The 12,828-nt window shown below is 53.0% G+C and carries 11 protein-coding genes; 1 reads left to right on the top strand and 10 read right to left on the bottom strand.

The genetic code is table 11. The features are described from left to right. Nucleotides 1–40 precede the first annotated feature (40 nt). Nucleotides 41–985: a M23 family metallopeptidase gene (locus tag B5F38_RS08730; RefSeq protein ID WP_087408909.1), complete on the top strand. Its 945-nt coding sequence runs from the start codon at nt 41–43 to the stop codon at nt 983–985. 358 nt (nt 986–1,343) lie between these two features. On the opposite strand, the gene B5F38_RS08735 is transcribed toward B5F38_RS08730, so the two are convergent. The 10 genes from B5F38_RS08735 to gpmI all read right to left on the bottom strand — a co-directional run bounded on the left by B5F38_RS08735 (nt 1,344) and on the right by gpmI (nt 12,774). Beyond that, nucleotides 1,344–2,939, bottom strand: coding sequence for a tetratricopeptide repeat protein (locus B5F38_RS08735; protein ID WP_158096861.1), 1,596 nt, complete (start codon nt 2,937–2,939; stop codon nt 1,344–1,346). Nucleotides 2,940–3,172: 233 nt separating this feature from the next. Beyond that, a complete protein-coding gene (locus B5F38_RS08740) occupies nt 3,173–3,985 on the bottom strand; it encodes an MBL fold metallo-hydrolase (protein WP_087408911.1) in 813 nt (270 codons plus the stop codon). Nucleotides 3,986–4,106: 121 nt separating this feature from the next. After that, the gene (gene kdsA / locus B5F38_RS08745) at nt 4,107–4,928 is read right to left on the bottom strand and encodes a 3-deoxy-8-phosphooctulonate synthase (RefSeq protein ID WP_087408912.1); all 822 of its coding nucleotides are present in this window, start codon (nt 4,926–4,928) and stop codon (nt 4,107–4,109) included. Then, nucleotides 4,928–5,641: a 16S rRNA (uracil(1498)-N(3))-methyltransferase gene (locus tag B5F38_RS08750; protein ID WP_087408913.1), complete on the bottom strand. Its 714-nt coding sequence runs from the start codon at nt 5,639–5,641 to the stop codon at nt 4,928–4,930. Before B5F38_RS08750 ends, kdsA begins: the two co-directional genes overlap by 1 nt. A gap of 15 nt (nt 5,642–5,656) precedes the next feature. Beyond that, the gene (locus B5F38_RS08755; RefSeq protein ID WP_087408914.1) at nt 5,657–6,913 is read right to left on the bottom strand and encodes a nucleoside permease; all 1,257 of its coding nucleotides are present in this window, start codon (nt 6,911–6,913) and stop codon (nt 5,657–5,659) included. Nucleotides 6,914–6,998: 85 nt separating this feature from the next. Continuing rightward, nucleotides 6,999–7,601, bottom strand: a complete 603-nt coding sequence (locus tag B5F38_RS08760) for a bifunctional nuclease family protein (protein ID WP_087408915.1) — start codon at nt 7,599–7,601, stop codon at nt 6,999–7,001. 572 nt (nt 7,602–8,173) lie between these two features. Further along, nucleotides 8,174–9,073 (bottom strand): DUF5106 domain-containing protein, encoded by a 900-nt coding sequence (locus tag B5F38_RS08770; protein ID WP_087408917.1) that lies wholly within the window; start codon nt 9,071–9,073, stop codon nt 8,174–8,176. 177 nt (nt 9,074–9,250) lie between these two features. Then, on the bottom strand, nt 9,251–10,591 hold the full coding sequence (locus B5F38_RS08775) for an MATE family efflux transporter (protein ID WP_087408918.1): 1,341 nt from the start codon (nt 10,589–10,591) through the stop codon (nt 9,251–9,253). Beyond that, nucleotides 10,581–11,162, bottom strand: coding sequence for a DUF3109 family protein (locus B5F38_RS08780; RefSeq protein ID WP_087408919.1), 582 nt, complete (start codon nt 11,160–11,162; stop codon nt 10,581–10,583). The genes B5F38_RS08775 and B5F38_RS08780 overlap by 11 nt, the downstream gene beginning before the upstream one ends. Nucleotides 11,163–11,259: 97 nt before the next feature. Further along, a complete protein-coding gene (gene gpmI, locus B5F38_RS08785) occupies nt 11,260–12,774 on the bottom strand; it encodes a 2,3-bisphosphoglycerate-independent phosphoglycerate mutase (RefSeq protein WP_087408920.1) in 1,515 nt (504 codons plus the stop codon). Between the last annotated feature and the right edge of the window lie 54 nt (nt 12,775–12,828).

Raw genomic sequence — 12,828 nt, forward strand, 5'->3', positions numbered from 1 at the left:
TATTTTTTTAGGACTTGGCTCGGGCCAGAAACAAATTAAAATGTATTTCGGAAAAATAAAACATTGTATCCTCCCACTGCTGCTTGCATTCTCGTTAGGCACACTCAATGCCCAACACAATAGGAATCTCTCTACTCAACAACACTCCAAACTGCATCAAGACCTCATCGCCGGTCAGCAGAACATTCACAAGTCCATCAATCTGGTCGACTCGATTGCCCTGCTCGAGATGCTCGAAGAGGAGGAAGAGGAGTTCCCCGGGTCGGATGTATATGGCGACAACTGGGATCAGACGTGGGTAAACCCCTATAAAGTTCCTATCGAAAAACTGCCCGAAACCGAAACCATCGACGTATCGGAATATTGCATGCCCATCATCAGCCACATCACCTCGAACTACGGCTGGCGTCGCCGTCGCATGCACCGGGGCGTAGACCTCTCGCTCCATATCGGCGATACGGTGCGTGCCGCCTTCTCGGGCAAGGTACGGCTCACCCGCTACGAGCGCCGCGGCTATGGCTACTACGTCATCATCCGCCACAACAACGGTCTCGAGACCATCTACGGTCACCTCTCCAAATTCCTGGTGGAGCCCGACCAAATCGTCAAAGTGGGCGACCCCATCGCCCTGGGTGGAAACACCGGCCGCTCTACCGGTCCGCACCTCCACTTCGAGACTCGCTACCTGGGTATGGACATCAACCCCAACAAGATATTCGACTTTGTAAACCAGGTACCCCACACCGATACCTACACCTTCAACCCCAAAGAGTTGGCCAGCAGTCTGGGATACGGGAAATACAAAAACAGCAGAAACAAAGGGACCAACAACGGTGCCAAATATGTGTCGTACCGCGTACGCAAAGGCGACTCGCTGTCGAGAATAGCCAGCAAATACGGTGTCTCCATCAACCAATTATGCAAACTGAACGGAATCAAACGAAACGCTATCCTGCGTGAAGGGAAGGTTCTGAGAATAAGATAATAACCCCAAAATTAGAACAACAACAAAAAATTGAATCATTTCCATTAAAACAAACTGCTTCATTCTATAAAAAGCATCAACGTGCGTTGGTGCTTTTTTTTATTCCTCTCCGCTCTGTACAGTCCATCCCAAAGAGCTGCCTGCCGACAAAAAGCAGACGGCATCCCCCCGGCAGAGAACGAGTCGCCCCTTCCCCGGGAGAAGAAGAGGGCTACCTACCTCGGCACACAGGAGTGTGACCGAACGACTCGATTCGGAACCCGGCGACACAGAAGACAGAAGGTCCCGGCCATGGAGCAAACAGCCTCAGGGACAAACAGCCTCAGGATGTGATTGGGGAAGGGAAAAGAGGCTATACCTATTTTCCAAACAGAGAGTGATAGCGTTGCAGCAGTTCGCTATACGGGGTCAGATGCCGGACAGGCAACAGCGAAACCGACGAATAGCGGTCTATGGCTATCCGGTTGTAATCGCCGAAACCGCTTTGCAAGGCCTTCTCGAGATAGCCGATTGCCTTGTCGGCATCGGTCATGGCATACATGCAGGCCAAATAGAAATAGTCGATATTGCGCACCGTACCCGACTGCAGCAGCCGACTCTCCCAGCGAGCCATCTCCTGGGGTTGATGCAGGCGGGCAAAGGCAATACCCTTGAGGTTGTCGCCATAGTAGGTCGACTGGTCGTCGAGGCTCAGCACCTTGCGATAGTCGGCCTCGGCTTCGGCCCGGTTTTCAAATCCATACTCCTGCACGTAGGCCCGCAGCAGATAGAGATAGGGCATCGTAGGAGCTACGGCGATAGCCTCGTTGTAGTAACCGATAGCATCGATGTAATTCCCCTCGTCGTAAGCAATCATACCCCGCTCGATACACACCTGCACATTCGACGGATCGTATACGGCAGCCTGCCGGATAGCCTGGTCGGCAGCCACCAAATCGCCGGCACCGCGTTCGATTTCGGCCTGCAGCCGATAGTATTCGGCATTCTGGCCATCTTTCTCGAGGGCCCGCTTAATATCGTTGCGGGCATCGTCGAAGCGTCCCAGACGCGACAAGCAATAGGCCCGGTTGTAGTAGATGCTGTGGAAGTTGAAGAAGTTCTCGGAGAGAATCGTATTCCAGTCGCGCAACGACAAGTTGAAGTCGTAATGGTCTTTATAGATAGAACCTCGCACATAGTAGAGCATGCCCTGACGGGGGAATCGCTCGATGTTCCGGTTCAGCCCGGCAATCACCTCGCTGTAAGCCTCGTTGCTGTAAGCCACCAACTGCTGCACGGCACCCGAACGTCCGTCGTCGAGCGATACGGCGTAGACCAGATCGTCGACCGCCTCGGGCAACAGCCCCATCTCTTTGTAGATTTCGCTACGCTCCAGGTAGACCATGGGATCTTTGGGCGAAAGATTCACCGCCTGAGCCAGAAGGTCTTTGGCCCGCACCGGTTGCCCGACGTGTGCTTCGACCCGGGCCAGCCCCATGTAGGCACTCTGGCTGCGGGTATCCATCCGCAACAACTGGCTGTAATCGATTTTGGCCAAGTCGTATTGGCCCATCTTGCAAAGCAGGTCGCCTCGGTCTTTCAAGGCCAGCCGATGGTTGGGAACCAGACGCAAGGCACTGTTCAGGTCGGTCAGGGCCGGCTTGTTCTCCCCCTTCACCGTCAGAATCTTGGCCCGCAGCAGATAGGCCTGGGCCAAGTCGTCTTTCTCCCGGCGGGGAAAATATTTGATGGCATTGTTTATATCCGACAAAGCCTTCTCCATTTCGCCCTGTCCGAAATAGGCCATGGAGCGGCTGTAATAGGTCCGGTAGTCTTGAGGATTGGCGGCCAGCTCTTCGGCATAAACCTCCATCATGGCTTTCACCAGATCGTCGTCGGCAGCCGAAGCCGGAGCCGAAACGACCGACAGACCCAATAAAACAACTCCCCATATACAGTTACGTCGTACACCCATCGTGAACCCCCTTTTCTGTTTTTGCATTTATACTATTCCGAGCTGCCCTGCCGGCAAATTCCACATCGGGAGAATCGGCCCGCCTATATTCGACAGGCACCGGCCTCGTTTCACCCTTCGGGGACGAACGGCCGACCCCATTGTCGGCAACTCTTTTTCAGGGCAAAAATACAAACATTTCTCCGAATGAACAAACGGTCGCATAGCCATTTACACGCGGTTGTGTACGGTGGCTACGACAGCTCGACCGTCTCCAAATCGTCGGGCACGAAAACCCGCCCGGTAAAGTGCAGCAACGCCTCGGCCCGGTAGAGCTCCTTGCGGGTGGCCAGGTTGCGGTCTTCGGTATGGTAGAGCAACAGGTTCTTTACCCGCAGCTGCTCGGCCAGGCTCCCTGCCTCGAGCGCCGTGCTGTGGTGCTTCTCATAGGGCTTGAAGATGTCGCGGTCGCGATAGAGGCAGAAGGCCTCGCACAGCATCCAGTCGGCCCCCTCGACATACGACCGGTTGGCCTCGTTGTAGGGCTCGTCGCCCAGGCATACCAACCGCTGCCCGCCGGGCAGTGCTACCTGGAAACCAAACTGTTTCTCCTTGGTCGACAGGATGTCGAAACACTGAAACTGCATGTCGCCCACCTCGAAACGCTCCTTGTCCTTCACCTCGTGGAAGAGTACCCCATTACCCAGATAGGCCCGGTCTTTGGCCGAGAGGGTCATACGGCATATCCAGTCGAGTACCGTCAGCACCTTGTCGTGGCCATACACGGTGAAGGCTCCTTCGTACCGGCCGCTCTTCATGCGGTTGATAATCATGCGCACTACCCACACGGCACCCAGTATGTGGTCGGTGTGGGCGTGGGTGACAAACATATCGTGCAGGGAGCTCAGGTCGATGCCCGCCTTCTCGAGCTGCGAAAGCACCCCGTTTCCTCCCCCGGCATCGACCAGACATCGCGAGGTTTCGGTACTCAACACAAAACAAGTATTGTAGCAACGGGTAACGATGGCATTGCCCGTGCCCAGCATGGTAAGGGTATTGTGACTCATAACACTATTTTCAGGACCGACGATACCGTCCGTATACGACGGTTTCATACGGCATATTTGAAAAAAGGGAGAGGTCGACGGTTACCGTCGCTCCCCTCCCGAAATCGGATTTTATTTTTCTCTATTTTTTGTCAAACGCATTAATGGTCTGTCTGATGCGCACCAACCGGGTGAGCAGTCCTTCGAGCCGGTCGAGCGGCAACATGTTGGCGCCGTCCGACTTGGCCTCGCGGGGATTGGGGTGTGTCTCCATGAAGAGGCCATCGACCCCTACGGCCACCCCGGCACGGGCTATCGTCTCGATGAGTTCGGGCACGCCGCCGGTCACACCCGAATCCTGATTGGGCTTTTGCAGCGAGTGAGTGGCGTCGAGCACCACAGGGAAACCGAACTTCTGCATCACCGGGATACCGCGATAGTCGACAATCAGGTCTTGATAGCCGAAGGTGGTACCCCGCTCGGTAATCATCACCCGGTCGTTACCGGCATCGACCACCTTTTGAGCGGCAAACTTCATCGCCTCGGGCGAGAGGAACTGCCCCTTCTTGATATTCACCACGCGACCCGTCTGAGCAGCGGCCACCAGCAGGTCGGTCTGCCGGCACAGGAAGGCGGGAATCTGCAACACATCGACATACTGAGCCGCCATGCGCGCCTCGTCGGCCGTGTGTATATCGGTCACCACCGGTATCTGGTAGGTTTCGCCCACCCGGCGCAAAATCTTCAGAGCCTTCTCGTCGCCGATACCGGTAAAGGAGTCGAGACGCGAGCGGTTGGCCTTGCGATACGAACCCTTGAATACATAGGGAATCTGCAACGCATCGGTTATCTGCACAATCTTTTCGGCAATCTCCATGGCCATGGACTCCCCCTCGATTACACAGGGGCCGGCCAGCAGGAAGAAGTTGCCGCTGTCGGTATGTTTCAGTTTTTCGAGTTTCATTATTTCGGGTTTAATTGGTTCATCAGTTGTATCGTGTGACAAGCCACCAGACCGGCTGTTTCGGTGCGCAGGCGGCTCGGGCCCAGCATCACGGGGCGGAAGCCGCAGGCGATGGCCTGCTCCACCTCCTCGGGGCTGAAATCGCCTTCGGGGCCAATCAGTATCAGGGCATTCTCACCGGGCCGATAGAGCTCGGTCAGCTCCTTGCGGTCGCCCTCGTCGTAACAGTGGGCTATGAACTTCTGGCCGTCGAACGGCCGGGCCACAAACTCGGCAAAGGGAGTCATCTCGGAGAGTTGCGGCAGCACCGCCTTGAGCGACTGTTTCATGGCCGAAACCAGAATCTTGTTCAGGCGCTCGGTCTTCAACTCCTTCCGCTCCGAGAAACGGCAACGCAACAACGTGATGGCATCGATGCCTATCTCGGTGGTTTTCTCGGCAAACCATTCGATGCGGTCGAGGTTCTTGGTGGGGGCAATGGCCACATGCACCCGGGCGGTCCAAGGGTTGGGAGCAGCCTCCCTCTCGAGCAGCCGCACGCCGCATCGCTTGGGGTGAGCCAACACAATCTCGGCCCGATAGCGGGTACCCCGCCCGTCGATAATGCCAATCTCGTCGCCCTCCTTCATGCGCAACACCCGCACACAATGCTGGCTCTCGCCTTCGGGCAACTCGTGCACGGTCTCTATATCGGGAGCATAGAATATCTGCATGGCATCAACTGTCGATTAAGCGTTGGCCTGAGCCGTGCGTTGATGTTTGTAGTGGAAGGTGAGCGCAAACAGCACACCGATTACAAAAGCATAAGCGGCAAAGATGGTCCAGCAGGCCGTCCAGTCGGTCACACCAGCCGTGGTGTGGGCCTTGATTACCCATCCGGCACCGTAACCGCCCACGATAGAACCCAAGCCGTTGGTCATCATCATAAAGATACCCTGTGCACTAGCCTTGATCGACTCGGAAGCCTCATCGGCAATAAAGAGCGAGCCCGACACATTGAAGAAGTCGAAAGCCATGCCGTAGACAATCATCGACAAGATGAGGAAGAGCACCGAGAAGCCTTCGGGGCCGCCAATGGCAAAGAACCCGAACCGAAGCACCCAGGCGGTGAAGCTGATAATCATTACCCGCTTGATGCCGTATCGGCTCATGAAGAAGGGAATGGCCAAGATAAACAGCGTCTCGGATACCTGCGAAAGCGACGAAAGGATAACCGAATATTTCACGGCCCAAGAGTCGGGCGAAGTGGCTTTGAAGCTATCGAGGAAAGGCACACCGTACATGTTGGTCACCTGCAAGGCGGCACCCAGCAGGAACGAGAAGAGCAGGAACACAGCCGTGCGGTAGTTCTTGAAAAGCACCAGAGCATCCAACCCCAGCATCGACAGGAGGCCGTTGTTCTTCATCGCCTTGGCCGGCGGACAGGCGGGCAGAGTAAAGCAGTAGAAACCCATCACCACCGAAGCAACCCCGGCCATGAGCAACTGTCCGTTGTTGGCGCTGAAGCCGGTGAAGTTGTCGATCCACATGGCTACGATAAAGCCGACCGTACCCCACACCCGCACCGGCGGATAGTCTTTGACACGGTCCAGGCCGGCCTTGTCGATGGCGTTGTAGGCCACCGTATAGGAGAGCGACAGCGTAGGCATATAGGCAAGCATGTTGACCAGCATCGCTATCTTGAAAAAGTCATAGTCCGAAATGAATGCCGCACTGAAAAGGGCGATGGCTCCCACAAAGTGCAAGCCGCCCATCAAGCGCTCGGCATTGATCCACTTGTCGGAGACGATACCGATAAGAGCCGGCATGATGAGCGAAGCGATACCCGACAAGGCAAACACGCTGCCTACAAGAGCTCCGTCGAAAGCAAGCCCCCCCTCTTCGGTAGGCGTAGTCATATAGAGCCCCAATGTACAGAGCCAAGATCCCCAAATAAAAAATTGGAGAAAGTTCATTACTATGAGTCGCAGTTTGATACTTTTCATATAATTGTGTTTTGTATTACGATCCTTATCCTATACCCTTGCATGGCTTAGATTAGCAGGCAAAGCTACCAAAATATCGCTGTTTTTACAAGCGATTGTCTCTTTTATTCAGTTCCTCCTGTATACGGGCTGCCTCTTCGTAAGCCTCCGAGGCAATAGCCTTTTCGAGCCGTTCCTTCAACTCCTTACGCGAACAGGCCGACAAGTCCCGCTCCTCTTTTTTTACGACCTCCTTTTCGCGACTACGCTCGGGAGAATGCTCATCGGCCTCCTCCTCTTCATAAACGAAACCGGCCTCCTCGATAATCTCGGGCATGACAAAAATATCGGAGCGTGTACGCAAGGCAATGGCTATAGCGTCGGACGTACGAGCGTCGACCCGCATCTCGCGGGTACCATCGTCGAAAACCATCTCGGAGTAGAAGACTCCGTTCTCCAATTTATAAATGCAAACTTCTTTCAACCGTATGCCGAAACCATGGGCAAAACTTACAAACAGATCGTGGGTGATGGGTCGAGGCGGAATGATGCCCTCGAGTGAAATGGCTATCGACTGGGCCTCGGATACACCTATTACTACGGGAATGCGACGGGGTCCCTCCTCCTCGGCAAGGACCAGAGCGTATGCTCCCTTCTTCACTTGACTATATGTCAATCCCAATACCTTTAACTTGATACGATTTTCCACAGCTCACTGGTTTTATAAGAAACAAAGATAGTGAAAGGTGAGAGCAGAGACAAACAGGAAACGTAGTTTTCAATATTTGGCTCTGCCGAACCGACTCCTATCTTCTGAAAAGATAGTGAAAGGTGAGAGCAGAGACAAATAGGAAACGTAGTTTTCAATATTTGGCTCTGCCGAACCGACTCCTATCTTCTGAAAAGATAGTGAAAGGTGAGAGCAGAGACAAACAGGAAACGTAGTTTTCAATATTTGGCTCTGCCGAACCGACTCCTATCTTCTGAAAAGATAGTGAAAGGTGAGGGGGAGAATAAAATATTGAAACTGGTTTCAGATACTTTTTACCCCGAACCGACTCCTATCTCATTCAAAGATAAAGAAAATATCGTACCATTGGATTTTACGAGGCAAGAAATATGCACCCTCGAACAGAAAAATAAAAAAAGACTTTGTGGCCGATTCTTCCTTTTCAGGTGTTATTGGGTCAAAAACTATGCTCACGCACAGAGGGGATCTCAAAATATGACGATTCACATCGTCCTACAATAAAATGAATCAAAACCACAAAGTCTATTTCTTTATTTCTCTTTCGTCGCTTTCAGGGTCTGTTCCACCTCTTCGAGCGAAGTATTGCGCAAAATTATTTTTTTATCTTTATCCAGCAAATAGAGTGCCGGCATAACTCGCAAATCGAAACAGCGTTCGCCATTCTCCATCGAAGCGACCACCCACTCTTTGGGATAGTCGGCCACACCGGCCAGCCACTCTTCGGTCTCGCCATCGGGATAAAGCGACAATATCGTAAGCCGCCCCTCGCGTATCTCTTGCAGCAAGGCCTGCGACACACTCAGCCGCAAGGTAGCCAACGAGCAATCTTCACACTCGGGGTCGTTGATGTATAGCAGAATATAAGGCGACTTCAACTTTTTGATGCGGTACTTCTTATCTTTACCGGGCAACTTGTACTCAAAGTCGGTAACCGTCATACCTACCTGATTTTTCGTCAGCACATCGTATTGATAGATATAACGCAACTTTCGCAACTCGTCGACCTTCTTCGACTCGGCCACAGCCTCGGCAAAAGGCAAATAGGCCTCGTCACTCACAAAGGTTCCCCCACCGCTGTACAGATACTTGTCAGCTATGTCGGCATACATCAACAAGATGTCACCATCGCTCGAAGCCCGCTTCAGCAAAATTGCAATCGCTTTCATCGTACTTTCTCGCGAAGTGATGCGCATGATTGAAGTAAAATCGACAAATGCCTGCTCGACCACCAACGGTGCCTCTAAATAGGCCCTATCCTCTACTGCAAAATTATCCCAATAATGTTCTATCAGATATTCACTCCTTACATCGGGAGTAGTGAGACTGTCGGGAATATCGGGCAACTGGTAAGGTGCCACAGTCGTATCCTGCGCCTTCGACAAAAAGAAGGTGCAAACAAACGCACACACTATCAGCACTTTTCTTACCATAAAAAAATCTCAATTATCAATTTTAAACTCCATCAACCACATCCCCTTACATTACATCTATGCAACAAAGATACTAAAATTATCTAAACCTTCAACCATTCTATCATTTTTATTTCCGTAAGAAAAAAAGGCGACTGCACACAAAAGGATTGTCTTGGAGAGGGAACAGCCTTATTCTCATATCTTTTTATCAATCCACTTACCCCACTTCATGTAGGCGGCCGAAAACAGCAGAATGCCGATGGCATACACGTGCTCGGTGGTCCAGCATACGGCTACATCGACCCGCAGGTAAAAAATCATCACCACCACATAGACGATATAGATGAGCAGCGTGACCAGTTCCAGCAGAAAGGCCATGCGGGTATTGCCCGTGCCCGAGACGGCCTGAAAACAGACATTGCCCGGAACAATAAACAGATAGGCCGAGCAGAGTACGAAAAGAGAGGGAACCGAGGCCGATATAAGGTCGGGCATATCGGTATAGATACGCAGGATAAGGGTGGGGAAAAAGACGAAAAACAGGATGAGCGGCAACTCAAAGAGATAGGCCATGCGTATGCACTGCCCCATCGTACCCCGCACATACCGGGCATCGCCCGCCCCTATCAGGTTGCTGATGAGCGTGCTGCAGGTCGAGGCAAAGGTGATGACTATCATAAAGGGCAGCGCCGACACGTTGCGGATGATGTTGGTAATCGCCAACGACCGTTCGCCCAGATGCTCGACCGCAATGAAGAAGAGAAACCAGGTCGACATCGACACGAAATTCTGAATCATGGTCCATACCGAGGTATTCAGGATGTGACGCAACGAGTCGCCTCGACGCAGACTGAAACCATCCAAGCCATACTTGCGGACATCGACCCGCATGCGGGTATAGACGATAAAGAAGATGAGCGAAACCAGCTCGGCCAGCGACGACCCGATGGCGGCACCCGCAATGCCCATAGCCGGGAATCCCAGCTTGCCGAACACGAGGATATAGTTGAAGACCACATTCGACAGCACCATCACCACCGAGTTGAGAGTCAAGGTCTTGGTCTGTGTAGTCCCCACAAAGAAGGCTCGGAACATCACGGCCACAAAGGCAAAGAAGAAACCGTAGACCCTCCAGTGGATATAGCTCATGGCCGCCTCGTAGACGTGTGGCGACTTGATGAACGGGGCCAGCAGAATGGGCGAAACGAAATAGGAACAGACAAACAGCACCAGCGCCACTCCCAGCAGAAAGAGGGTCCCCTTGTAAAAAATGGGTCCTATACGGGTGTAGTTGCCCTCGCCGTTGCGACGCCCCATGATAATCTGGGCCCCCAGACTAAAGCCGAAGGCTATCATAAAGAAGGTCATGTAGTAGACCCCGGCAATGGCCGACGCGCCCAGTTCCACCTCGCCTACCCGGCCCATGAAAGCGGTATCGGTCATGCCGATGAGCTGCTCCATCACCAGGCTGATGAGGATAGGATAGGCAATGTGCCATATCTGTTTATAGCTGTATTTTACCGGATTACTCGCCATACTGCTGCAAATAGGCTTCGGCAGCCTCACACAGTTCATTATACCACGACTCGCCAAACCGACGAATCAGCGGCTCTTTCAGAAATTCATATACCCGCACCTTCTCGCTGCGGCCCAGCACCTCGCCGGCCTTGCAGATTTTCCAACGGTGGTAATTCACGGCCGAGAAGTCGGGGTACTCCTTCAACCGTATGGGATAGAGGTGGCACGAGATGGGTTTGTAGAAATCGATTTTCCCGGCCCGATAGGCCTTCTCGATGGCACACTGGCACATGCCGTTCTTGTCGTAACAGGTAAAGACACAATCCTTGCCGTTGACAATCGAGGTGACCAGGTCGCCCTCCTCATCGACATAGGCTACCCCCTGCTGCTCGATAACCCGCCGGGCCTCGGGCAGCAAATCGTCCCACACGACATCGAGAATCTCCTTGAGTTTACAACGCTCCTCCTCGGTGATGGGGGCACCGGCATCGCCTTCGACGCAACAAGCACCCAGACACTTCTCGAGGTTACAAATAAAAAATCGTTCTATGACGTCGAGGCTCACCAGAGCTTGGCCTACTTGTAGCATAATCTCCTCGGTTACGGTTGTTTTCATCGGTTAGTATAAGGCAGAAAAGCCGGGGTGCACAACTGGCACTCCGGCATATTCCAAACATTGATTTCTATTATTTCAACAGGTCGTGACCCGTCATCTCGGCCGGCTGGGGCAAGCCCATGATGTGGCAAATCGAGGGAGCCACATCGGCCAGAATACCGTTCTCGACACGAGCCTCTTTGTTCTCGGTCACATAGACAAACGGCACGGGATTGAGCGAGTGTGCCGTGTTGGGCGTACCATCGGGGTTCTCGGCATTGTCGGCATTACCATGGTCGGCAATGATGATTACCTCGTAGCCGTTGGCCTTGGCAGCCTCGACCGTATCGCGCACGCAAGCGTCGATAGCAACCACGGCTTTCTCGATAGCCGAGTAGATGCCCGTGTGGCCTACCATATCGCCGTTGGCGTAGTTCACAACGATAAAGTCGTATTTGTTTTCGTTGATGGCGGCTACCAGCTTATCCTTCACTTCGTAGGCGCTCATCTCGGGCTTCAGGTCGTAGGTAGCTACCTTGGGCGACGGAACCAGAATACGGTCCTCACCCTCGAACGGAGCCTCGCGACCACCGTTGAAGAAGAAGGTTACGTGGGCATACTTCTCGGTCTCGGCAATGTGCAGCTGGCTCTTGTGCTGTTTCGACAGATATTCGCCCAGCGTGTTGTGCACGTTTTCCTTGTCGAAGAGGATGTGCACGCCCTTGAACGAAGCATCGTAGGGAGTCATGCAGTAGTATTGCAAACCGGGAATGGTGTGCATGCCGGCCTCGGGCATGTCTTGCTGCGTGAGCACGATGGTGAGCTCTTTGGCACGGTCGTTACGATAGTTGAAGAAGATAACCACATCGCCCTCTTTGATGCGACCGTCGCAGGTCGAGTTGACGATAGGTTTGATAAATTCGTCGGTTACATCGGCATCGTACGACTCCTGCATGGCCTGTACCATGTTGTCCGACTTGCGGCCGATACCGTTTACCAACAGGTCATAAGCCTCTTTGATACGCTCCCAGCGTTTGTCACGGTCCATGGCGTAGTAGCGGCCCACGATCGAAGCCACCTTACCGGCCGACGTGGCGCAGTGAGCCTCCAGTTCCTGGATGAAGCCCTTGCCGCTGTGGGGGTCGGTATCACGACCGTCCATGAAGCAGTGGATGAAGGTATTCTCCAAGCCATACTCTTTGGCGATGTCGCACAGTTTGAACAAGTGGTCGAGCGAACTGTGTACGCCACCGTTCGAAGTCAAGCCCATGAAGTGCATGTTCTTGCCGTTGTCGCGAGCATACGAGAAGGCCGAGATAATCTCTTTGTTCTGCAGGATAGAGTTGTCGGCACAAGCCTTGTTAATCTTTACCAGGTCTTGGTAAACGATGCGGCCGGCACCGATATTGAGGTGACCTACCTCCGAGTTACCCATCTGACCGTCGGGCAAACCCACATTTTCGCCACTGGCCTGCAGTTGCGAGTGAGGATAGGTTTTCAACAGATAGTCCCAATAAGGAGTGGGGGTATTGTAGATTACATCTGCGTGTGAATGATTGCCGATGCCCCAACCATCGAGAATCATCAAAAGTGCTTTTTTGCTCATCTCTTCTATTATTTAGAGTTATTTATCTTCTATTCTCTCATCGGCAAAAACAGT

This window comes from Barnesiella sp. An22, from assembly GCF_002159975.1.
Classification (GTDB): domain Bacteria; phylum Bacteroidota; class Bacteroidia; order Bacteroidales; family Barnesiellaceae; genus Barnesiella; species Barnesiella merdigallinarum.